The sequence below is a fragment of the Sphingomonas soli NBRC 100801 genome, assembly GCF_001591025.1.
Classification (GTDB): domain Bacteria; phylum Pseudomonadota; class Alphaproteobacteria; order Sphingomonadales; family Sphingomonadaceae; genus Sphingomonas; species Sphingomonas soli.
This window is the reverse complement of sequence record NZ_BCTZ01000016.1, coordinates 76,285-99,249: the sequence shown is the minus strand read 5'-3', so window position 1 is coordinate 99,249 and position 22,965 is coordinate 76,285. Positions and strand designations below refer to the sequence as shown.

The window sequence follows — 22,965 nt, the reverse complement described above, 5'->3', positions numbered from 1 at the left end:
GGAGACTACCCCTCCACCAGCTTCGCTGGTCCCCCTCTCCCTCCGGGGGAGGGTTTGATGGTGGACACCGCCCCTCCCCAGTCCACCCGCCTTGCGGTGCTGATCCCGTTCGCGATCGTCACGCTGATCTGGGGATCGACCTGGCTGGTGATCAAGGATCAGCTCGCCAGCGTGCCGCCTAGCTGGTCGGTCGCATATCGCTTCGCGATCGGCGGCGTTGCGATGCTGGTCTGGGCAGCGACGCGGCGCGAACGGCTGGGGCTGGATATGCGTGGCATGCGGTTCGCGGCGCTGCTCGGGCTGGCGCAGTTCGTGCTCAACTTCAATCTGGTCTATCGCGCCGAGCAGCACATCACCTCCGGCGTGGTCGCGGTGGTATTCGCGCTATTGCTTGTCCCCAATGCGATCCTCGCGCGGATATTCCTGGGGCAGCGGATGGGGCGGCAATTGCTGGCTGGCTCGGCGGTCGCGGTAGCGGGCGTCGCCTTGCTTTTCGTCCATGAGGCGCGGCTGAGCCCCACCGGCGCCAGCGAAACGCTGATCGGCATCGGTCTGTCGCTGGCCGCAGTGCTCTGCGCATCTTCGGCCAATGTGATGCAGGGGACGAAGACCTCGAAAGCCTATCCCATGTCGACGATCATCGGCTGGGCGATGCTGAGCGGCGCGGCGATCAATGCGCTATTCGCGTGGCTTACGGTCGGCGCGCCGGTGTTCGACGCGCGGCCAAGCTATCTGGCCGGCTTGCTCTATCTCGGTGTGCTTGGTTCGGCCTTTGCGTTCAGCCTCTATTTCCGGCTGATCCAGACGATCGGGCCGGCCAAGGCGGCCTATACCAGCGTGCTGATCCCGGTGATTGCGATGCTGCTGTCGACGATATTCGAAGGCTATGTCTGGTCGTGGCTTGCGGCCGCCGGTGCCGTGCTGGTGATGGCCGGGCTGGTGATCGCGCTCAAGGCGCGCAGGCCCAACCGGTAGTCTGGATAAAGCGGTCGCCAGCCCAGGATGCGCTTCGCCTTGCCGTTCGCGACGCGGCGGTTCTCCGAATAGAAAGCGCGGGCCTGGGGGCTGAGCCCGGCCTGGTCCAGCGGAACCAGCGGCGGCGGCGCGATGCCGCGAAGCGCGCAGGCAAAGCCGATCACATCGCTGTGCGGCGCGGGCTCGTCATCGGCGAGATTATACGCGCCCGGCGGAGCATCGAATCCCGCGATCACGCCCGCGACGATATCCTCCACATGCACCCGGCAGAACACCTGCCCCGGCGCGTCCACGCGAAAGGCTGGGATACGGTCGAGCGCCGAGCGGCCCGGCCCGTAAATGCCCGGCAGGCGGAACACGCGCGCGCCGAGCTTCAGCCATGCCGCATCAGCTTCGGCGCGGGCGGAGCGGCGCCCCCTACCGGTAGGGGCCGTCTCGTCCACCCACGCTCCCTTTGTGTCGCCATAAACTCCGGTGGAGGAGAGATAGCCGAGCCACGCGTCGCTCGCGGCGATCTGCGCGCGATAGGCGGCGAGCACCGGGTCGTCCTCACCCGGCGGGACCGACGAGAGGATGTGCGTGGCGTGCGCGATCTCGAATTCGGTGCGCGCCCTGTCAGCCATGGTTTCGCGTGTGACGGTGACGATGCGCGCATCGCGCAGCCGGGCGATCAGCCGCGTCGCGGTATAGCCGGGGCCGAAGACCAGGAGGCGCAACGTCCTATTCCGTCTTCGCCCCATATCCATCGAAGGTCAGCCCGAAGAAGTCGCCCTTGTTCCAGCGCGGGCGCTTGTCGTCGTCGGCCAGCGCGCGGGCCACCGCATAGTTCAGCCGCGCGAACTTCGCGACCGAGGGCCAATCGAACGGCAGGTCGATCTGATCCGACGGCTTGTGGTAATTTTCCTCCAGGAACTTCTTCTGCGCCGCTGCGCCCGCACCGCCGGGGCCGGTGTCGATCGAAACCGCAGGGATGCCCGCCTTGACGAAGCTGTAATGATCCGAGCGGACGAAGAAATTCTCCTCGGGCAAGGGATCCGGAACCACCTTCAGCCCCTCCTCCGCCGCCGCGCGCTCGATCACCGGGCCCAGGCTGGAACGTTCGGCGCCCAGCACCACGACGTCCTCCACCTTATAGGTGAAGATCGGCATATCCATGTTGATATTGGCGACGATGCGGTCCCTGGGGACGACCGGGAAATTGACGAAATAGTCCGATCCGATCAGCCCCTTTTCCTCGGCTGTCAGCGCGACGAACAGGATCGAACGGCGCGGGCGCTTTCCCGATTGCTGGAAGGCGCGGGCGACTTCCAGCATCACCGCATTCCCCACGGCATTGTCCATCGCGCCATTATAGATGCGGTCGCCGTTCACGGCGGTGCCCACGCCGACATGATCCAGATGCGCGGTCAGGACGATATATTCGTTCTTGAGAACCGGATCCGAACCTTCGAGCAGACCCACCACATTGTGCGACGGGCTGGTCTCGATGTTCAGCTTCGAGGTAACCGAAAGCGTACCCGGCAGCGGGCCGGTGGGGATCTTCTTTCCCGCCTTTTCCGCCGCGATCACGTCGATCCATTTGATCCGGCCGCCCTGGAACAGCTTCTCGGCACCGGCCGTGCTGACATATCCGATACCGGGTGCGCCGGGCGTTTTGCCGAACAGCCGCCCGTCCGGGCCTGCCCATCCGTTGCGGGTATAGTTCCACGAAGGCGCGATGGACTCGAACGGATATTGCGCACGCCCCTCGGCGCTTTCGAGCAGGATCACGCCCTTCGCGCCCAGCCTTGCGGCTGCGGCAGCCCGCTGATCATAATCCGAAAGGTGCGCGGCAACGTCGCTCGGCAGCCCCTTGGGCGCCCCGGCCAGGATCGCAACGATCTTGCCCCTGACGTTCAGCCCCTTGAAATCGTCGATTCCGCCCTGGGGATAGGAGATACCATAGCCCGCGAAGACAAGCTCGCCGGTTGCGGCGAAATCGGCGATGCCGCCCGCCGTGGCGCTGAAATAATCCATGCCGGGCTGGAACGGGATGACGTCGGTCCCGCGCCGGAGCGTCCATGCACCCGGGTTCGCAGGCTTGTAGCTGGCGAGCGTGACCGGCTGGAACCACGCGCCAGCCGCACCGGGCTTCAACCCGCGCGCCGCCATCTGCGCGGCCATATATTCCGAAGCGATGTTGAATTCGGGCGAGCCAGCCTCGCGCCCGCGCAGAGCGTCGGACGCGAGGAACTGGACATGCGCCTTGAGCACCGCCTGGTCCGCCGGCAGCTCCTGCGCCGCGACCGGCGCGGCGAGGAGGAGGAACGGCAGGATTGCGCGGAGCTGCTTCTTCATTTCGCCATCGGCCCCTTGAAGGTGAGGCCGAAGAAATCGCCCTTGTTCCAGGTCGGGCGCTGATCGGCATTCGCAAGCGCGCTGGCGATCGCAAAGTTGAGCTTCACGAAGCGCAGACCCTGGGTCCAGTCGATCAGGCCGATCTCGTCGGAGGGCTGGTGGTAATGCTTGTCCAGAAACTCCTTGGTCGCCGCCGCACCGGGGCCACCGGGCCCGAGATCGAGCGAGACCGAGGGAATGCCTGCCTTGACGAAGCTGTAATGATCCGAGCGGACGAAGAAATTCTCCTCCGGCATCGGATCGGGAACGACCTTCACACCCTCGCTCGCCGCAGCCTGCGCGACGATCTCGCCGACCGAGCTGTGATCGGCACCGATCGCGACGAGATCCTCGAACGGATAGGTGAGGATCGGCATGTCGAGGTTCACGTCCGCGACGATGCTGCCCTTCGGCACGGTCGGGTGTGCGGCAAAATATTCGGAGCCGACAAGGCCGACTTCCTCCGCCGTGACCGCCACGAACAGCAGCGAACGGCGCGGCTTCTTGCCTTCCGAGGTGAACCGCTTGGCGACTTCGAGCATGGCGGCGGTGCCGGCGGCATTGTCCATCGCGCCGTTATAGATGGTGTCGCCCGTCGCATCCGCCTTGCCGACGCCGACATGGTCGAGGTGCGAGGAGATGACGACATATTCGTTCTTCAGGTCGCCCCCTTCGAGCATGCCGACGACATTGTTTGCCGAAACCTTCGAGATGTCGGTGTTCGCAACGCCTTCCGCCGTCACGCCGATCGGACCGCGCGGCAGCTTGGTGCCTGCCTTGTCTGCCGCGAGCACCGCGTCCCACTTGATCTTCGACCCGGCGAAGAGCTTCGCCGCGCCGTCAAAGCCCAGATACATGAAGGGCGGCGCGAGCGGACCCGCGGCGGCACCGTCGGACCAGGTCATGCCCGGACGATCCCAGAAGCGGGCGGTGGCTGCGAACGGGAATTGCGCATGCCGCGTATTGCCTTCGATCAGGATGACGCCGATCGCGCCACGCTCTGCGGCGACACGGGCCTGCTCGTCGGGCTGGCTCAGATGGGCGCGGGCATCGCCATTGGTGATCGCCTTGGGCGCATCGCGCAGCACGGCGACGATTTTCCCCTTTACGTCGAGGCCCTTGTAATCGTCATAGCCGACCGATTTGTCGACCACGCCATAGCCCGCGAACACCACCGGGGCATTCAATGCGACCTTGGCGATGTGCGGATTGCCGCGCGGGAAATAATCCTTGCCCCATTCCAGCTTGGTGACCGTGTCGCCGCGCTTGAGCGTGAGGCTGCCATGATCGGCGCTCTTGTACGAGACGAGCGGCACCGGCTGCAGCCAGCTGCCGTTCGGCCCGCCGGGCTTGAGGCCCGCCGCGAGCATCTGCGCAGCGACATATTGCTCGGCGATGGCAAGCTCGGACGAACCCGTAGCGCGGCCCTTCATCGCATCGGAGGCGAGGAACGCGACATGCGACTTGAGCGCGGCGGCTTCGGTCGACAGGTCTTGCGCCACCGCCGGAGCGGCGACGAGGAGGCTGGTCGCGAGAAGGAGAGCGCGGATCACTTCTCCATCGCTCCGCCAAAGAAGGTACCGAAGAAATCGCCCTTCTTCCAAACCGGCTTCTGGTCGCCATCGGCGATCGCGCGGGCGATGCGATAGTTCACATCGACAAAACGCACGCCCGATTTCCAGTCGATCCGGGGCGACTGGACTACTTCGTCCGAGGGCTTGTGATAATTGTTCGCAAGGAAGGCATCGACCGCAGCCTTGCCCGGGCCCTTCTCACCCGGCCACAGGAAGACCGACGGGATGCCCTGCTGGACGAAGCGGTAATGATCCGAACGGACGAAGAAGGCTTCGTCGGGGCGCGAATCGGGCGAAACGGTCACGCCGATCTCCGCCGCTGCCTTGGTCGCGATCTCGCCGATGGTCGAATGCGCCGCGCCGAACGGCACCACGTCTTCAAAGGCATAGTTGATGATCGGCATGTCGAGATTGACGTTGGCGACCAGATTGCCCTTGGGCAGCGTCGGATTGTTGGCGAAGTAATCGGCGCCCACCAGGCCCTTTTCCTCGGCCGTCACAGCCAGGAACAGCACCGAGCGGCGCGGCGCCTTGCCGCTTTCCTTGAAGCGCTTGGCTTCCTCGATCAGCGAGGCGATGCCAACGGCATTGTCCATCGCGCCATTATAGATGGTGTCGCCAAACTGGTTGGCCTTGCCGACGCCGACATGGTCGAGATGCGCCGAAAGGACGACCACTTCCGAAGACAGCGCGGGATCGCTGCCCTTGAGCAGGCCCGCAACGTTGTAGCTGGTGATCGGCTTGGTTTCGGTCTTGAGCTTCACGGTCAGCGTGCCGGGGAGCTGGACCGCCTTGAACACCGCCTTGTCATTCTCGGCCAGCTTCCAGATGTCGTCAAATTTGGCCTTGGACCCGGCGAACAGCTTGGCGGCGCCCGCCTTGCTCACAGTGCCGAGACCCGGGGTCTTGTCGTTCATGACATGGCCGGTGCCGTCCTCCTTGGCCCAGCCGACCCGCGGACGATCCCAGGCATTGGCGAGCGCAGCGAAAGGCGCGCTGCCACGCCCGGCGCGCGGCGATTCAAGGGTGATGAAGCCGACCGCGCCCTTCCGCATCGCGATCATCGCCTTGCCGCCTGCGGCGCTCGCCAGATGGGCGCGCTCTTCCGGCGGAATATTGTCCGGCGCGCCGGGGAAGAAGGCGACGATCTTCCCCTTCACATCGACGCCCTTGTAATCGTCGCGGCCAAAACCGACCAGGCCATAGCCGACGAACACGACCGGAGCCGTCAGGCTGTAATCGAGCTTGTCCGGATTGGCGGCGGGATAATAATCTTCACCAAAGACCAGATCGGTGGTGGCCTTCTTGGTGACCACGCTCATGCTGCCCTTGTCGGCCGCCTTCCAGCTCAGCAGCGGCACCTTTTGCAGAAACGAGCCTTCGTCGCCCGCCGGGCGGAGGCCCGCCGCATAGAATTGCGAGGCGACATATTGCGCGGCGATATCGAACTCGTTGGTGCCGGCTTCGCGGCCCTTCATGGGGTCCGATGCGAGGAACATGACATGCGCCTTCATCGCCGCCTGATCGGCGGGAAGCTCTGCGTTGAGGATCGCGTTCTTCTCTGCCGTGGGCAGCGGAGCCGCGAGCGGCGGCACCGCGGCGTGATCCTGGGCAGCGGCAGGCACGGCAAGGAGCGCGGCCAGCGCGAGCGGGGCAGTGTATCGAAGCATGAAACGACCTCTCGGGAATAGCGGTGTGCCGCATGCGTAGCACGCTTCATCGCCCGCGCAAGCGCGCAAGCGTTTCCGGTTTTTTACGTGGCGGTGAAGCACGTTGATCCTTATCTGGTCGGCATGGCCGACACTCGCACCGCACCCCAGACCCCGCACGTCACCCGTCGCGAAGACTATCGCATGCCCGATTGGCGCGTGCCGGAAATCGCGCTGGATTTCGATCTGGATCCGGCAAGCACCCGGGTCCGCGCCACGATGCAGGTCGAGCGGAGCGTTCGCCACGATCGCCCGCTGGTGCTGAACGGCGACGCGCTTGAGCTGGTGTCGGTACGGGTCGATGGCGGGGATGCCGTCTGGCATATGGAGGGCGGCGATCTGGTGATCGCGCTCACCGGTGATGTCCATGAGATCGAAACCGAAGTCGTGATCGCGCCTGAGCGCAACACGCAGTTGATGGGGCTGTACGCATCGGGCGGCAATCTGTGCACCCAGTGCGAGGCGCAGGGCTTCCGCCGCATCACGTTCTTCCCTGACCGTCCCGACGTGCTCAGCCGCTACCGGGTGAAGATGACGGCGGACAAAGCCCGCTTCCCGGTTCTGCTTGCCAATGGCGATCCGGTCGCATCGGGCGAGCTGGAGGGCGGCAGGCACTGGGCCGAGTGGCACGATCCCTTCTACAAGCCATGCTATCTCTTCGCGCTGGTCGCCGGCGATCTGGTCGCCAACAAGGGCAGCTTCACCACCTTGTCCGGCCGCCAGGTCGAGCTTGGCATCTGGGTCCGCGCGGCCGACCTGCCCAAGACCGATCACGCGCTCCATGCGCTGAAGCTCAGCATGGCCTGGGACGAGAAGGTCTATGGCCGCGAATATGATCTCGACGTGTTCAACATCGTCGCGGTCGATGATTTCAATTTCGGCGCGATGGAAAACAAGGGGCTGAACATCTTCAACAGCCGCTACATCCTGGCCGATCCCGATACCGCCACCGATTATGATTATGACGCGGTGGCGGCCGTGGTGGCGCACGAATATTTCCATAACTGGTCGGGCAACCGGGTCACGTGCCGCGACTGGTTCCAGCTCAGCCTGAAGGAAGGCTTCACGGTATTCCGCGACCAGAGCTTCTCGGCCGATCAGGGATCGGCGGCGGTCAAGCGGATCGAGGATGTCCGGGGCCTGCGCGCAAGCCAGTTTCCCGAGGATGCCGGGCCGCTCGCGCATCCGGTCCGCCCCGACGAATATATCGAGATCTCGAACTTCTACACCGCGACCATCTACAACAAGGGTGCCGAGGTCATCCGGATGATGGCGACGATCCTGGGGCCGCAGAAATTCCGCGCCGCGACCGATCTCTATTTCGAGCGCTTCGACGGGACGGCCGCGACCTGCGAGGATTTCGTGACCTGTATGGAGGAAGCGGGCGGCGTGGACCTCACGCAATTCCGCCGCTGGTACACCCAGGCGGGCACGCCGCGCGTGACGGCGAGCCTGGCGCAGGAAGGCGGTCGCGCGCGGCTCAGGCTGTCACAGGCCGTACCGCCGACGCCGGGCCAGCCGTTCAAGGAGCCCATGGTGCTGCCGCTCCGGCTGAAATTGTTCGGCGGGATCACCGGGCGCGCCTTGTGCGACGAGCAATTGGTGCTGCTGGATAGCGAAAGCCGCGAAATCGTCTTCGAGAATCTGCCCGAAACGCCGGTGCTGTCGGTCAATCGCGGCTTTTCGGCGCCGGTGATCGTCGAGACCAACCGCAGCGCCGCCGACCTCGCCTTCCTATCGGCGCATGATGACGATCCGTTCGCCCGCTACGAGGCGATGCAGCAATTGATGCTCGATACGCTGGTGGCCGCCGTCGCGACGGGGAAAGCGGACCCCAGGCCGGTGATCGACGCGGTGCGCAACACGCTGACCGATCCCAGGCTCGACAGCGCGTTCATCGCCGAAGCGGTGCTGCTGCCGTCGGATAGCTTCATCGGCGATCAGATGGCGATGGTCGATCCCGACGCGATCTTCCGCGAGCGCGAAACGCTCCGCGCAGATCTGGGCAAATCGCTCGAAAAGGAGTGGCTTGAGGCCTATGACAGCGCCCGCGCCAACCGCTTTGAATATTCCCCCCCCGCCAAAGGCGCCCGCCGACTCAAGAATGTCGCGCTTGGCTATCTTGCGGCATCGGGTGCGGAGGATGCCGCCGAGCTGGCCTATGCCCAGTTCGAAGATGCTGACAACATGACCGACCGCCAGGGAGCGCTCACTACCCTAGTCAATGGCCATTCGGGCAAGCGCGAAGCGGCACTCGCCGCCTTCTACCAGCGTTATGCAGGCAATGCGCTGGTGCTCGACAAATGGTTCCAGACCCAGGCGCTGTCGTCGCGCTCCGATGCCGCGGCGGCGGTTGAAGCGCTGGCCGGGCATCCCGATTTCACGCTCGCCAACCCCAATCGCGCGCGCGCGCTGATCGGAGCGTTCAGCGTCAACCAGCGCGCCTTCCATGATCCTTCAGGACGCGGCTATAAGTTCGTAGCGGATCAGCTGATCGCATTGGACAAGCTCAACCCGCAGACCGCCGCCAAACTGATCCCGCCACTGGGGCGCTGGAAGCGCTTCGATGCCGAGCGCGCCGCGAAGATGCGCGCCGAGCTGGAGCGAATCGTGGCAACGCCAGGACTGAGCAAGGACATGTTCGAGCAAGCGACCAAGTCGCTCGACTGAAGGACCGTCCCGCCCCTTTGCGCGTTGGGCGAGGATGCGAGGGCTTTGCCGTTGATCAAGTTGCTGGCCGCCACCGCGCGCGACTCAGCGCGGGTGAGCGAAATCACGCGCGTGGCGACGCGCTTCGGCCTGGGCGTGCTGATGGCCGGGCTGGGCTTTGCCCCCGAAGAGGGCGCAGCCGATGTCGAGGGCGGGCCGATGCCGTTGCCGCGTCGCACGCGGCTTGCGATGGAGACGCTGGGGCCCAGCTTCGTAAAGATCGGTCAGATCCTTGCGACCCGAAGCGATCTTCTCGGTCCCGAATGGATCGAGGAGCTGGAACAACTCCACAGCGACGCACCCACCCTGCCCTATCACGTGATTCGCGCCGCGATTGAGGAGACGCTGGGCCAACCGCCCGAGTCGGCGTTCGCATCCGTCGATCCCGAGCCGCTGGCCGCCGCTTCCATGGCGCAGGTACACCGGGCCACGCTGCACGACGGGCGCGAAGTGGTGCTGAAGGTACGCCGTCCCGGCGTCCGCCCGGCGATGGAGGCCGATCTCAGGCTTATCGCGCAATTGGCCGCGCTGGCCGAGCGATCGAGCGCGGAGGCGCGCCGCTTCGAGCCCATGACGATGGCGCGGGAATTGTCGCGCGCGATGCTGGAGGAATTGGATTTCACCTCCGAAGGGCGCAACGCCGAACGAATCGCCGAAGATTTCGCCGACGAACCGCGCCTGATGATCCCCGCAATCCATTGGGAGGTATCGACCGACGCGCTGCTGGTGATGGATTACATCGCTGGGGTGAAGCCGACTTCAGGCGAGACACTGACCAGCGCGGGCATCAACCCGCAAGCAATCGCCGCTCTCGGCGCAGACGTAGTGCTGCGGATGGTGCTCATCAATGGCCGCTTCCACGGCGATCCGCATCCGGGCAACCTGCTGTGCCTTGACGGCAACCGTTTGGCGTTGCTCGATTTTGGTATGATCGGGCATGTCAGTCCCAGACGGCGCGCCGAATTTATCGCCTTCATCCAGTCGATCGCGTCGGGCGATCCCGCCGGGCTTGCCGATGTGCTGGAGCTGTGGGCGCAGGGGCATGCGGTGCCGCGTGCCAATGTCGAGCGCGCGGCGGAACAGGTCGTCCAGCGCCATGGCGGCGGTGCGCTGGTGCTCTCGGCAATGATTCCCGATTTCATGCGGCTCTTGCGTGAGGAGCGGCTGGTGATGCCGCCCGATCTGCTGCTGATCTTCAAGGCGATGGTGACGATCGATGGCGTGCTAAACCGTATCGCGCCGGGTTTCGATCTCTCGTCCGCGATCCGGCGGGCAAGGGTCCGGATCGTGGCGGAACGTCTGTCCCCCGCGCGCTTGGCGGGAACAAGCGCTGCGATTGTCCGCGAACTCGCGAAACTTGGGGAGGACGCGCCGCGCCTGATCGGAGCCCTGCGCCGACGCATCGAAGCAGGGCCAGCGCCCGCCCCACCATCCTCAGAAGCGGGGGCGAGGTGGATTGCCGGTGCGATCACGCTCGCGGGCGCGATGGTGGCACTGGCGGTCCTGATCACCTAGCGACCGACATCCCGGCAAGTGCGCAAAAATCGTTCCTGGTGCGCAACAGTCTGTTGCATTCGCAGCGGAGAACCAGCCGCAAGACGTTGACTTGTCGCTCGCAACATGGCGGTTTGCAGCGATGCGCTGCCACCCGCCGACGATCCTGCCCTGCCGGTGAATCTCTACGCCCCCGTGATCCCGCGTCCCCGCCGCTCGATCCTCGACCGGCTGGAGGCATTGCCACGCTGGCTGGTGCTGCTGGTGGTGGCGATCGCCACGCGCTGGGTGGCCTTCGGCAATCCGGTCACGCATGTCGACGAGGAATTCTATTTCGTCACCGCGCAAGGGATGCTGAACGGCGCGCTGCCCTTCGTCGATATATGGGATCGCAAGCCGATCGGGCTGTTCCTGCTCTATTTGCCGGCCGCGGCGGCGGGCGTGCCGGGGGGCATCTGGGTTTATCAATTGATGGCGCTGGCCAGCGTCGTCTGCACCGCGCTGTTGATCGCGCGCGTGGCGGAGCGGGCGGGCTGGGGCAAGGGCGCGCTGAGCGCGGCGTTGCTTTATCTCCTCCTGCTCGGTTTCGGCGACGGCCAGGGCGGCCAGGCTCCTGTCTTCTACAATCTGCTGGTGATCGGAGCGGTCTCGCTCGTGCTACCGAGGTCCGGCGAAGTGAGCGCAGACCGGGGAAGAATCCTGCGCGCCTGCGCGGCAATGCTATTGATCGGTGTGGCGCTGCAGATCAAATATTCCGTGCTGTTCGAAGGCGGCTTCCTAGGCGTCTGGCTGATCTGGCACGAATGGCGACTGAAGACGCCGGTGGCGAAGATCGTACTGCGCAGCGCGATCTATGGGGTCCTCGCCTGGGCGCCGACGGCGGCAGCATGGCTCGCTTATATCGCGATGGGACATGGCGATGCGTGGTTCTACGCCAATTTCGGATCGATCCTCGATCGGCAAAGCGATCCCTTCTGGGTGCTCGTCCGCGCCTTTCTCAAGATCGCGCTGATCCTTGCTTTGCCGCTGATCGTCAGCGGACTATCGCGGCACATCCCCGCCAGTGACGAGAATATGCCGCGTGTCCGCCACCTGCTGTTCGGCTGGCTGATCGCATCGGTGGTGGGGCTGATCGTCTTCGGATCCTGGTTCAACCATTATGCGCTGCCCGTGATGGTCCCAGCCAGCCTTTGCTGCGCCGGATATTTCGGCGCTACCGAGATCGGTCGCCGCTATGTCGCGCCCACGATACTGCTCGCCGCCGCGATCGCGGGCTCCTACACGCCATGGAGCGCGCGCTGGCATCGCGGCAACGCCCAGCAACTCGAAGCGCTGGCCGTCGGCATCGGTCGCGGAGCCGGCTGCATGTATATCCATTCGGGCAATTCGATCCTCTACAGCTATACCGGGCGCTGCATGGTAAGCCCCTGGGTCTTCCCCAGCCATTTGTCGCGCGAGCGCGAGAATGGCGCGCTGGGCGTGGACCAGCTCGCCGAAGTCGACAGGATCTTCGCCAAGCGACCCGAGATCGTGGTAATGCGCCCCGAATATTATGGCGAGCGGCTGATCGTGCGGCGGCGCGCCGAGGCGCATATGCAGGCGCTGGGCTACAAGCTCAAAGGGCGCTGGCCGCTGGGCGACCTGATGATCAGCGTTTACGAATTGCCCGCGGCGCGGATCATCGCACCGCCGCGCTTGGCTTCGACCAAGCCGGCATAATATTCCATCAGGGCGGCGGCGTGATCGACGTCGCTGCGCACCTTGCCCGCGGCAACCCGCGCGGCGGCACGAAGGATCGGCTGATCCCGGCGGAACAGCCGGCGAATCGCATCGGCGGCGGACTGCGCGTCGCGCGCCGCATAGGTCTCCGCAAAAAGCGGATCGGCGATCTCGGCGAATCCGCCTTCGTCCGGCCCGATCAGCGGCAGGCCCGACGCCAGCGCTTCGGACGCAACCAGCCCGAACGGTTCCGCATCCGATCCGTGGATCAGCGCGTCGCAGCTCGCCATGATCCGCGTGAAGCGGGCTCGATCATAGACCGGGCGGAAAATCTTGATGTGCGGGCTGCCGGCAATGCGCTTTTCCAGCGCGCCGCGCTGCGGGCCATCGCCTATCAGCGCCAGGCCGACCGGAAGATCCGCGCCTGCCGCCTCGACCGCGTCGATCACCAGCGGCCAGCGCTTTTCCTTGTGATGCCGCCCCAGCCCCAGCAGCAGATGCCCCTCGGGCGGAAGGCCAAGCTGCGCGAGCATATCGACGCGGAGTTGCTCGTCGCGCTGATCGGGCGAAAACCACTGCCGCTCGATTCCCAGCGGCATTGATGCATGCACCTTCTGCCCGCGCCTGCGGAAGCGCTTGGCGAGCGCCGGGCCATTGGTGACGAACGCGTCGTAGTGGACCAGGAAGCGGTTCATATATTGCGTGTAGAAATCGAACGCGCGCTCGACCTGGCGGGGCGTAGCGATGGCGTCGAGCCAGCGCTGCGGATAGGCGCCAATCTGGTCGCCATGCGCGAAGAACACCTTCACCGCGTCGCCCTTCCACTTGGCAACGGTCCAGGCGGGCAGCCAGGTGGAGGAGCATTCCACCACATCGGGCTGCAACTCGTCGAGCAGCGCCCAGATCGGCTCGTCATGGACGAAGATACCGTAATTGCGGTCAAAGATCAGCGGCGGACTCTTGAGCCAGTAGATCTTGCCGCCGCCGGGCCGCTCCTCGATCGAATTCTCAAGCGCGGGTGCGATGACGATCAGTTCATGGCCCATATCGGCCATGATCCCCATCTTGCGATCAAGATAGGTGCGCACCCCGCCGCCGGTGGGCGAATAGAATTCGTTGAGATCGACAACACGCATCAGTCGCCATCCGTCGGCGCGAAGCCGCCCAGGCCGCGCAGATATTGCAGGCGTATGGTGATTTGCCCGCCCTGTGCCGGCACGTTGACCAGCGCCTGGCGAACCTTGGGCCGGCTGCGACCCAGCCGCTGGTTGCTCGGAAAGCCCGCCCCGTCCTGCCAGAAATTGAACTTGTTCTGGCCATCGCGGTCATGCGTCAACAGCACCGCCCATTGCCCGGCATAGGGCGCGCGGATGCAGATGCTGACCGGGCCATCGCCACCCGGCGTTTTCATCCAGACCCGGCGGAACGGGCGTCGTTCATTCTTCAGCGTGGTATCGTCGCGCAGGAAATCGGTCTCGTTGGGCGGATATATCTCCACCTTGAGCCGCCCGGTCCTGTCCTTGATTCCGGCAACATTGACGCGAAGCATCGGTCCGGCGACGAGAGCGCAACTGCCCTCGACCGGATCGAGTTGGACCGGCGGCGGGATATCCGCCGCAGCGCCCAGAACCACGGAAAGGGCCGCGAACGAGGTCACGCCTTGAGCTTGGCTACCAGCGACTGGATGCTGAAGCCGCCCATCAGCGCGACGTGGCAGAACAAAACCATGCCCGCGACCAGCGCCATCAATTCGGACAGCGCATGGCCCTGGCCGATAAGTACGCCGGCGATTGCGGAGAATGCCAGTTCCTTGCTGGGGATCAGTGGCAGGCGCCACACGAGCAGGCGCCCCGCCGACATGAGCAGCCAGAAACCGACCGGCACGCTGGGCATCGCGAAGTGCCAGGCAAGCGCGATCACCACCGACCCCAGCACGATGCGCAGGCAGTGAATCCCGAATACCCAGGCAAGATCGCCGGCAGGCAGCGAGAAGACACGCTTCGAGAAGATCAGGAAGGGCAGCGACATCAGGATGATGACCGCGACCGAGCCATAAGCGTAGGTCTGATACGTGGGTGTGAGCAGCTCGATGCAAAGCGGCAGCGCGACCGCCATCACCGCGAGCGTAACCGCATTGCCGGCGATGGCCGACAAAATCATCACGTCCTTCACGGCGCCAAAAGGGGCGGCGACCATCTGGGTCCGCTGACGCGCCCAGGCATAGAAATAAGCCTCGCCCGAATAGCCGAGCAGCACTTCGTTCGCGATACGCTTCTTATGCAGCGCAGCCATGCCATCGAGCGGGATCTTCCACAGCCGGCGGAAGATCAGATAATCAAAGGTCGGCGGGCCGAGATAATAGACCAGGAAGGCCATGTAGAAGAGGGGATTGGTCGGCAGGGCGCGGGCAAGCCCCGAGAGCCCCGAGCCGAACAGCTCGCGGCCCAGGCTGAGGATCATCAGCAGCGTAAGCCCGCCGCCCAGGATCATGGGCCAGCGGCGCTTGATCTTTTCCACAGGCTCCAGACCTGCCAGGTCGGGCACCGCCGTGTGCGGGGCTTCGACTACGCTTGAGTTCACCGAAGCCTCCAAACTTGCTTCATCCGCCGATTGCGTCTTTCCCGCGTCGGGACGACGAACAGATTTCGTTTTGTTTCCACCGCGTCGCAAACGAGTTGCTCTCAAAATGCGACAAAGCGCCGTAATGATAACTGGAACGGGTTTATTACGGATGCGATTTGGGCACTCGCAAGGCGTTCCGCAAGAGATTATGTTGCACCGCACCTATTCCAAATCTGCACAGATGATCCTGACCTATGCCCAGAGGCTGCAGGGCGGCGGCGTGGAGCGCGCGATGCTGCGCATGGCGGATGGCTGGCTAAAGGCCGGGCGGCGGGTAACGCTGGTGCTCGGCAGCCGCGAAGGCCCGCTGGCGGCGGAAATCCCCGAAGGGATCGAGCTTCGCGAACTGGGGAACGCGAAGCATTCCGCGCTTTTCTCGCTCGCCGATCATGTTCGCGAGGTGCGGCCGGACGTGATCTTCTGCCCCGGCAATCATTATAGCGGCATCGCAGCGCTAACCCGGCTGCGACTGGGCGCGCAGAGCCCCCCAATTGTCGCAAAGGTATCTAATGCGCTGGTGCGGCCCGAATTGAGCCCGGCTGCAGAATGGGGATACCGGTGCTGGCTGCGGCTACATCCGCGCTTCCTGGACGCAGTCGTGGCGATGACTCCCGCCATGGCGTCGGAGGCGATCGCCGAGATGCGCATGCCGGCAAGCCGCGTCCATGTGATCGCCAACCCGCCCGCTACGGCGCGGACCGGGGCGGCCCCGGTGGCGTTGCCGGAGGGGCGCTATATCATTGGCGTGGGAAGACTGGAGCCGCAGAAGCGCTGGGACAGGCTGTTGCATGCGCTGCCCCGCCTCGCGGATCAGGAGATCAAATTGCTCCTGCTCGGCGAAGGCACGGCGCGAGGCGCGCTGGAGGCGCAGGTGGCGGCTTTGGGACTGGGCGGCCGCGTGTCGATGCCGGGACATGCCGGCGATCCCCTGCCCGCTCTGCAAGGCGCGGCGCTGGCGGTGCTGACTTCGGACTATGAAGGCGTGCCGGGCGTGCTGCGCGAGGCGCTGTCGGTCGGAACCCCGGTGGTCACGACCGAATCGAGCGTTGCCGTGCGTGAAATCGTGACGTCTCCGGATTTGGGGACCGTGATCAATCGCGAGGATGCCACGGGACTGGTCGCGGCGCTCGACCATTGGCTGGCCCCAGGGCGCGCACGCCCAGCGCCGGTCATCCCAGCTGGCGATCCGGTGGCCGAATATCTCGCGCTGTTCGATTCGCTAACGCAGCCGCAGGCGCAGTCCCAGCCATAAGGTGCGCGGAGACGCGCGCTCGATCACGCCGGGACCGCTGATCCCCGCCTCGATCCGTGCATCCGTCACATTCTCGGCGCGCACCTCTATGGCGAGTTCGCGGGTGACGGGCAGCTGGGCAGCTGCGTCCAGTGTGACTGCCCCCTTCAACCTGCGCAGATTCTGGTCGTCTTCATATTGCGGGCCGTCATAGCGCGCGGTGAGCGAAAGCCCGTCCCAACCAAACGTTGCGCTCGCATGATGCGCGGCTGTCTGCGCGGGCTGAAGCGCGCCTACGCGTGAATCGACATATGCGTAAGAGGCGACCACGCTGAATTTGCCCGCCTCGTATCGCGCGTCGAACTCGATCCCGCGCGCATCGAGCCGGGGCAGGTTCCGGCGCTGGCGATAGACTCCCGCCGCCGAGACGAAGCCAACCTGAGCGAAAGTGCCCGGCCCCCTGGCGAAGAACACATTGGCAATGCCGTCGGTCAGCCGGTTCCAGTAGAATGTCGTGCGCAGGCTGAGCGCGGGAAGCGGCCGCCAGTCGACACCCGCCTCTATCCCCGTCAGCCGCTCGGGGTTCAGCGCAGCATTGGCCGCGGTTGCGTCAGCCCCGGCGCGGAACGGGCGGTAGAGTTCGTTGAGCGTGGGTAATCGCCAGCCTCTATATGCGGCTGCGCGCAGGCTGACCGGACCGAACGCATAGGCCGCACCGATCCGGCCGGTCGCCTGCCAGCCCCGGCGATCCGCAAACCGCGTTTCGGTGGCCACGCCCGCCGCCAGCGGCCGCTCTGCGAGCGCACCACGGGCGATGCTCCAATGATCGAGACGCCCCCCTGCACTGAGCGTCAGATCGTCCGATACGAAGCTGGCGTCAGCAAAGGCTCCCAGCGTCGTGCTCTCGCCGCCGGCGACCCGCCTCCGGGTGGGTTGCCCCGCGACATAGCTGAACAATTCCTGCGTCCTGCCCGATACCCGGCGGACGTCGCCGCCCAGCCGCAGCGTGACGCCCGCGCCGATCCCGGGCTCAATCTCCAACCGTCCGCCCATTCCGGTGGCTGGCACATTATATTGGTCGAGCGTCGCGGTCGCTGCGCTGCGCGCATCGTCGATGCTGGCAAAGCCGCTCGAGAAGCCGCGCGTCTGGAGATAGGCCAGCGCAGACCAGGTTCGCCCGACCACCCGGACGCTCGCATCCACGCCTTCGCTCTGCACCTGCGTGAAGGCGATGCCCCGGCCGCGGTGATCACTGAAACCCGAAAGGCTGGTCTGCAATTCCGCACCGCCGAGATCGATAACGCTGCGAAGCGCAAGGCTTGCCTGCGAATAGGGCGCGGCGCGATCGGCGAGGCCGCGCTGGCCGGTGGCGATGGGGATGAATCCATCGCCGCGGGCATATTGGCCGGCGACCGTGGCGAAACCAGTGCCGAACTGGATTGCCGCCACGGCCCGCGCGTCCAGCCCTTCGCGGCTGCCATAGGCTGCGCTGGCCTGTAGTCGGCCCAGTTCGGCAGGGGACGCGCTTGCTAGTTCGGTCGTCCCGGCAAGCGCACCCGGCCCGGCATAGCCGCTGCCGCCGCCGCGTATCACGCGGGCGGAGCCCAGCCGTTCGGGAAGATAGGCTGGGAACGCTACCCAGCCGCCAAAGGGATCGGACTGCGGTACGCCATCGAGGAGGAGCAGCGCGCGGCTGGAAGCGTTACCGCCCAACCCTCGCAACGTGACGCCCTGGCTGGTCGGGTGCGCCGACCGTGAATCGGAACGGCGGAACTGCGCGAGCCCCGCCGTATCGCGAAGTGCATCCTCCAGACGGCCGCTGGCAGTGCCGGTCAGCCGCTCGCGCGGGATCGTGACCACGGCATACACCGCGTCGCCCGGCGGCGGGGTCAGGCCATGCCCCGTCACGACAATCTCGTCCGGATCGGGCGGGGTCTGTTGGGCCAGGGCAGGCACGGCGAACAGCATGCCCGCCAGCCCCAAGAGCCTCATCGGGGAGCGACGGCGTCCGGGTGCGCCGCCGCGAAGGCCGGAAGCGCGCACGCCGCGGCGTCGATCGCGACAAGGCGCGGAAAGCCCTCCAGCGACGTATCGAACCGGCGTGCGTTGAACATCTGGGGAATCAGGAACAGGTCGCCGATCCCCGGCGCATTCCCGCCCAGAAAAGGCCCCTCGCCCGCCATCGCTTCCAGTGCGGCGAAGCCCTCCGCGATCCAATGCCGCGTCCAATCGTTCCGCGCATCTTCATCCACGCCCATCGCCTTGAGCCGTCGCATCACCCGCAAATTGTTGAGCGGGTGCACGTCCATCGCGATCACCATCGCCTGCGCCATCGCATGCGCGCGCGCTTCGGGAGCGGCAGGGATCAGGCGCGGCTCGGGGTAGCGCGCATCGAGCCACTCAATGATCGCGAGGCTCTGCGTCAGCACCAAGCCATCCACCTCGAGCGCGGGTACCAGCCCCTGCGGGTTACGGGCGAGATGCTCGGGCAAACGCTGCTGATTTTCCAGCAGCATCACTTCCTGCCGCTGATAGTCCACGCCCTTCAGGTTGAGCGCGATCCGAACGCGGTAGGCGGCGGAGGAGCGGAAATAATCATAGAGCAGCATCACGGCTCGTCCGGCGCCGCGTTTCCGGCGGGCGGCTTGCGCCATCGCCGGCTCTTGCCGTCGCTCGCCTGCGCCGCGCGCTCAGCCTCGCTTTCAAGCGCGACCTTGATCAGCGCGACCATCGGATCGGCAAGCGCGAGCCCCATCACGCCAAACAATGTGCTGGCAAGGATCTGCGCCGACAGCGTCAGCGCGGGAGGCAGGTCCACCGTATGCTTGGCGACCAGCGGAATCAGCACATAGCCGTCAAAGGTCTGCACCGCAAAATAGATCACGATCGCCCAGAAGCCCTGATCGGGCCCGGCGCTGAAGCCCACCGCGACCATCAGCACGCCTGATATGAACGCGCCGATATTGGGGATGAAGGCCAGGATGCCGGTGATGATGCCGAGCAGCAGCGCCATGGGCACGCCCGCGATCGAAAGCAGGATCCAGGTGAGTACGCCTTCGAACAGCATTCCCGCGAGCCGCCCCGCGAGCAGCACCCGCAGTGTGCGTGCCATCCGCGCGATCGTGACTGAGAATTGGTCACGTTGCTCGATCGGCACCATCCATTGCAGGCCGCGCTCATAGAGACGCGGCTCGATCGCGACAAAAAGCCCGATCGTCATCACCATCAACAGGCTCGCGCCCGCACCCAGCACCGACCCCACCGCCGAGGTCAGCCGCCCGACGGAACCCAGCGCCTGTTGCGCGATGCCGGTAAGATCGAAGCGGCCCGGCATCACGCCCAGCGAATCGAGCCAGCCGGTCGCCCGGTTGAACTGCGCGGTCAGCGTGGCGCGCAACTGCTCTGCCTGCTGGGCGATTTGAACGCCGGTGAGATAGAAAACGCCAGAAATGAACGCGATGACAAGCACCACGACAATCACCAGGCGAAGCCCGCGCGGGATGGGCAGCACACGGCCGAGCAGACGCACGCCGCCGTCGAGCATCGACGCAAAGACCAGCCCGCCAAAGATGATCAGCAGCGGCTGGACGAGCAGCACGATCAGCGCCACCCCGATGGCCAGCCCGAACCACACGGAAGCGCGCTTCAATTCGGCGCGAATCGCCGGATCGCGCATCTCGTTCGGCCCCGGTTCCTGGACGACATCGACCGATTCGGCTTTGGCGAGATCGCTCATTTATCGTCCCGCTGCGGATGCAGTGACGTGCCGGCGCGGCCCGCTCGGAAGGAATTGCCCCAGGTCAGCGGATTCCAGGTCGCGCTGCCATCCAGGCTGAACGTGATGAACTCGGCCCGCCCGCCAATATTTTCCCACGGCACCGGTCCGCCCAGCCCCTGATTGGCGAGCGAATAGCGGCTGTCCGCCGAATTGTCTCGATTGTCGCCCATCAGGAAGACACGGTCCTTGGGCACGCGTATCTCGGGGTAATTGTCGCCCACGCTCACACCCTTGTCGATCGTGTCATAGGAACGGCCGTTGGGGAGCGTTTCGCGATAGATGGCGACACGGCAGACCGGCTTGCCGCCGACGAACCCACGGCTGTCCTCGCACCGGGTGTTGGCGTCCACCGGAATATCACGGGTGCCCATCGCGCGGCGCGGTACCGCCACGCCGTTCAGATAGATCACCCCGCCCCGTACCGCGAGACGATCGCCCGGCAGGCCGATGACGCGCTTGATATAGTCGGTCGTGGTTCCCGGCGGCGTGACGATCACAACGTCCCCGCGCTCCGGCAATTTGCCGAGGACCCGGCCATGCATGAAGGGCAGCAAGTGGAAGGTGGGGGTGACGAACGAATAGCCATAGGGATATTTAGTCACGACCAGCCGGTCGCCGACAAGCAGGCCAGGCATCATGGATTCGCTGGGAATGTAGAATGGCTTCGCGATCAGGCTGTGGAAGCCGAGCACCGCGAGGATGAGCCAGAGGATGCCGCGCAGTTCCGCCCACCAGTCGGTGCGCGGCCGCGCCTCTTCCTCATCGCCCCAATGCTCCAACGTAACCCCTTCCGCGGCCATTATTCGCCTTTCACCGCTTCGATGATCACCATGGCGAAAGCCCAGGGATGATCGTCGGTTAGGGTTAAATGCAGCTTAGCGACGTGGCCTTCGGGGATCAGAGCGTCAAGCCTTGCCTTGGCTCCGCCGGTAAGCGCGAGCGTGGGAGCACCGGAGGGCGAATTTACCACCCCGATATCCTTCATGAACACGCCAGCCTTGAACCCGGTTCCCACCGCTTTCGAATAAGCTTCCTTGGCGGCGAAGCGCTTGGCGAGGGTTCCCGCCTTTGTATGCGGGCGCCGGGCGGCCTTGGCGAGTTCCACCTCGGTAAAGATGCGCTGCTCGAATCGTGTCCCGAAACGATCCAGCGAGTTCTGAATCCGCTCGATATTGCAGAGGTCCGAGCCGGTGCCGATGATCACGACGCCCCCTTAGCGCGTCGCCCCGGCGAAGGCCGGGGTCTCGTGCAGCAAGCGCGTGCTCCGAAACGGAGAGATCCCAGCCTTCGCTGGGATGACGGAATGGGGCTCGCTCACCCGCGCGCCTCATCCATCAGCGCACGCATCCGGCGGATCACCGGGGTCAGCCCGTCGAAGATCGCCTCGCCGATCAGGAAATGGCCGATGTTCAATTCCATCACCTGCGGGATCGCAGCAATCGGCACGACATTGTCGAAGGTCAGGCCGTGCCCGGCATGCGGCTCGAGCCCGGCCTTGGCGGCGAGCGCGGCTGCATCGGCGATGCGCTTCAGCTCTTCGGCGCGGGCGTCCTCGGCCAGCTCGCAATAGCGGCCGGTGTGGAGCTCGACGACCGGCGCGCGCAGGCGGAGCGCGGCATCGATCTGGCGCGCATCGGGCTCGATGAAGAGCGAGACGCGGCAGCCGGCATCGAGCAATTGCGCGACCATCGGGGCCAAGTGATTATGCTGGCCCGCCGCGTCTAGCCCACCCTCGGTGGTGCGTTCCTCGCGCTTTTCGGGGACGATGCACACCGCATGCGGGCGATGCCTGAGTGCAATGCCCAGCATCTCATCGGTCGCGGCCATTTCGAGATTGAGCGGCACGGTCAGTTCGGCAACCAATCGCGCGATGTCGTCGTCAGTGATGTGGCGGCGATCCTCGCGCAGATGCGCGGTGATGCCATCGGCGCCTGCTTCAACCGCGAGCAAGGCCGCGCGGACCGGATCGGGATAGCCCGATCCGCGCGCGTTCCTGACGGTTGCGACGTGATCGATATTCACGCCCAGGCGGAGCTTCCCGCTCACGCCAGCGCCCGGCTACCCGGCTTGACCGCGGGAATTGCGGCAAGCTCGGGGGGAAGCTGATCAGCCGGATAGGCAGGCACGTCGAGCTTGAGCAAGGACACCAAAGGTACGCCGACATCGGCCTTGCCGTTCGACCGGTCGACGATGCATGCCGCGCCAAGCAGGACGCCGGGATGTTTGCGGATCGCCGCGATGCATTCGCGCGAAGACAGGCCCGTCGTCACGATATCCTCGACCATCACGATTCGCGCGCCTTCCGGAATCTCGAAGCCGCGGCGAAGCTGGAACTCGCCAGCCTCGCGCTCGACGAACAGCGCCTTGCAGCCCAGCGCGCGCGCAGTCTCATATCCGGGAACAATCCCGCCGATAGCAGGCGATACGACCAGATCGACCTGGCCAAATGATTCGCGGATCAGCTTGCCCAGCGCCGAGCACACGCGCTCGCTGCGCACCGGATCCTCGAAGATCCGCATCTTCTGCAGAAACACCGGCGAACGCAGCCCGGAGGATAGGATGAAATGCCCTTCGAGCAGCGCTCCCGCGTCCCGGAATTCGTCCAAAATCGCGTCGCCGTTCAATGTAGCTTCCTTGGCTGTCGTGCGGGCGGCAACCTTTAGGACTGGGGCCGCCCTATCGCAACCACGCGCAAAAAGGGTTGAGAATGGGGCCACGCGGCGTATAGGCCCCTGTCACATGGGGCAGTTTTTCGGCCCCTGCTCGGCGCTGCTCGCG

General features: G+C 65.3%; 19 protein-coding genes. 5 read left to right on the top strand and 14 right to left on the bottom strand.

What is annotated here, in order from left to right; genetic code table 11:
- Positions 1 to 57: 57 nt before the first annotated feature.
- A complete protein-coding gene (locus tag SSO01S_RS12930) occupies positions 58 to 975 on the top strand; it encodes a DMT family transporter (protein ID WP_066799345.1) in 918 nt (305 codons plus the stop codon).
- Here SSO01S_RS12930 and SSO01S_RS12925 read toward each other — a convergent pair.
- The 4 genes from SSO01S_RS12925 to SSO01S_RS12910 are packed head-to-tail and all read right to left on the bottom strand — an operon-like array spanning position 885 to position 6,595.
- Positions 885 to 1,715, bottom strand: coding sequence for a Rossmann-fold NAD(P)-binding domain-containing protein (locus SSO01S_RS12925; protein WP_174520791.1), 831 nt, complete (start codon positions 1,713 to 1,715; stop codon positions 885 to 887). The genes SSO01S_RS12930 and SSO01S_RS12925 overlap by 91 nt on opposite strands.
- Entirely contained in the window at positions 1,696 to 3,312 is a 1,617-nt protein-coding gene (locus SSO01S_RS12920) for a M20/M25/M40 family metallo-hydrolase (protein WP_066799343.1), read from the bottom strand. The genes SSO01S_RS12925 and SSO01S_RS12920 overlap by 20 nt, the downstream gene beginning before the upstream one ends.
- The gene (locus SSO01S_RS12915; protein ID WP_066799342.1) at positions 3,309 to 4,904 is read right to left on the bottom strand and encodes a M20/M25/M40 family metallo-hydrolase; all 1,596 of its coding nucleotides are present in this window, start codon (positions 4,902 to 4,904) and stop codon (positions 3,309 to 3,311) included. Before SSO01S_RS12915 ends, SSO01S_RS12920 begins: the two co-directional genes overlap by 4 nt.
- On the bottom strand, positions 4,901 to 6,595 hold the full coding sequence (locus tag SSO01S_RS12910) for a M20/M25/M40 family metallo-hydrolase (protein WP_066799341.1): 1,695 nt from the start codon (positions 6,593 to 6,595) through the stop codon (positions 4,901 to 4,903). Before SSO01S_RS12910 ends, SSO01S_RS12915 begins: the two co-directional genes overlap by 4 nt.
- 123 nt (positions 6,596 to 6,718) lie before the next feature.
- On the opposite strand from SSO01S_RS12910, the gene pepN reads away from it, so the two are divergent.
- The 3 genes from pepN (at position 6,719) to SSO01S_RS12895 (ending at position 12,556) form a co-directional block, all read left to right on the top strand.
- Positions 6,719 to 9,304, top strand: coding sequence for an aminopeptidase N (pepN, locus tag SSO01S_RS12905; RefSeq protein ID WP_066799436.1), 2,586 nt, complete (start codon positions 6,719 to 6,721; stop codon positions 9,302 to 9,304).
- Positions 9,305 to 9,355: 51 nt separating this feature from the next.
- On the top strand, positions 9,356 to 10,858 hold the full coding sequence (locus SSO01S_RS12900; protein ID WP_066799340.1) for an ABC1 kinase family protein: 1,503 nt from the start codon (positions 9,356 to 9,358) through the stop codon (positions 10,856 to 10,858).
- Between the two features lie 105 nt (positions 10,859 to 10,963).
- Positions 10,964 to 12,556 (top strand): hypothetical protein, encoded by a 1,593-nt coding sequence (locus SSO01S_RS12895; protein ID WP_157073771.1) that lies wholly within the window; start codon positions 10,964 to 10,966, stop codon positions 12,554 to 12,556.
- On the opposite strand, the gene SSO01S_RS12890 is transcribed toward SSO01S_RS12895, so the two are convergent.
- Genes SSO01S_RS12890 through SSO01S_RS12880 form a run of 3 tightly spaced genes read right to left on the bottom strand, consistent with a single transcriptional unit; the run spans position 12,493 to position 15,136 of the window.
- Entirely contained in the window at positions 12,493 to 13,692 is a 1,200-nt protein-coding gene (locus SSO01S_RS12890; protein WP_066799339.1) for a glycosyltransferase, read from the bottom strand. The two genes, SSO01S_RS12895 and SSO01S_RS12890, sit on opposite strands and share 64 nt — an antisense overlap.
- Positions 13,692 to 14,213, bottom strand: a complete 522-nt coding sequence (locus SSO01S_RS12885) for a DUF2141 domain-containing protein (RefSeq protein WP_066799337.1) — start codon at positions 14,211 to 14,213, stop codon at positions 13,692 to 13,694. The genes SSO01S_RS12890 and SSO01S_RS12885 overlap by 1 nt, the downstream gene beginning before the upstream one ends.
- Positions 14,210 to 15,136 (bottom strand): hypothetical protein, encoded by a 927-nt coding sequence (locus tag SSO01S_RS12880; protein ID WP_083943035.1) that lies wholly within the window; start codon positions 15,134 to 15,136, stop codon positions 14,210 to 14,212. The genes SSO01S_RS12885 and SSO01S_RS12880 overlap by 4 nt, the downstream gene beginning before the upstream one ends.
- Before the next feature lie 190 nt (positions 15,137 to 15,326).
- Here SSO01S_RS12880 and SSO01S_RS12875 point away from each other — a divergent pair, with 190 nt between their 5' ends.
- The gene (locus tag SSO01S_RS12875) at positions 15,327 to 16,430 is read left to right on the top strand and encodes a glycosyltransferase (RefSeq protein ID WP_066799334.1); all 1,104 of its coding nucleotides are present in this window, start codon (positions 15,327 to 15,329) and stop codon (positions 16,428 to 16,430) included.
- Here the strand turns inward: SSO01S_RS12875 and SSO01S_RS12870 are convergent.
- From SSO01S_RS12870 to pyrE, 7 genes are all read right to left on the bottom strand, one after another.
- Complete coding sequence (locus SSO01S_RS12870) at positions 16,398 to 18,401, bottom strand: TonB-dependent receptor (protein ID WP_066799432.1); 2,004 nt, start codon at positions 18,399 to 18,401, stop codon at positions 16,398 to 16,400. The two genes, SSO01S_RS12875 and SSO01S_RS12870, sit on opposite strands and share 33 nt — an antisense overlap.
- Positions 18,398 to 19,018, bottom strand: a complete 621-nt coding sequence (gene maiA / locus SSO01S_RS12865) for a maleylacetoacetate isomerase (RefSeq protein WP_066799430.1) — start codon at positions 19,016 to 19,018, stop codon at positions 18,398 to 18,400. Before maiA ends, SSO01S_RS12870 begins: the two co-directional genes overlap by 4 nt.
- Complete coding sequence (locus SSO01S_RS12860; RefSeq protein ID WP_066799332.1) at positions 19,018 to 20,145, bottom strand: AI-2E family transporter; 1,128 nt, start codon at positions 20,143 to 20,145, stop codon at positions 19,018 to 19,020. The genes maiA and SSO01S_RS12860 overlap by 1 nt, the downstream gene beginning before the upstream one ends.
- Positions 20,142 to 20,987, bottom strand: a complete 846-nt coding sequence (lepB, locus tag SSO01S_RS12855; protein WP_066799330.1) for a signal peptidase I — start codon at positions 20,985 to 20,987, stop codon at positions 20,142 to 20,144. Before lepB ends, SSO01S_RS12860 begins: the two co-directional genes overlap by 4 nt.
- A complete protein-coding gene (gene acpS, locus SSO01S_RS12850; RefSeq protein WP_066799328.1) occupies positions 20,987 to 21,391 on the bottom strand; it encodes a holo-ACP synthase in 405 nt (134 codons plus the stop codon). The genes lepB and acpS overlap by 1 nt, the downstream gene beginning before the upstream one ends.
- Before the next feature lie 110 nt (positions 21,392 to 21,501).
- Entirely contained in the window at positions 21,502 to 22,233 is a 732-nt protein-coding gene (locus SSO01S_RS12845) for a pyridoxine 5'-phosphate synthase (protein ID WP_066799326.1), read from the bottom strand.
- The gene (gene pyrE / locus SSO01S_RS12840) at positions 22,230 to 22,811 is read right to left on the bottom strand and encodes an orotate phosphoribosyltransferase (protein ID WP_066799323.1); all 582 of its coding nucleotides are present in this window, start codon (positions 22,809 to 22,811) and stop codon (positions 22,230 to 22,232) included. Before pyrE ends, SSO01S_RS12845 begins: the two co-directional genes overlap by 4 nt.
- Positions 22,812 to 22,965 lie beyond the last annotated feature (154 nt).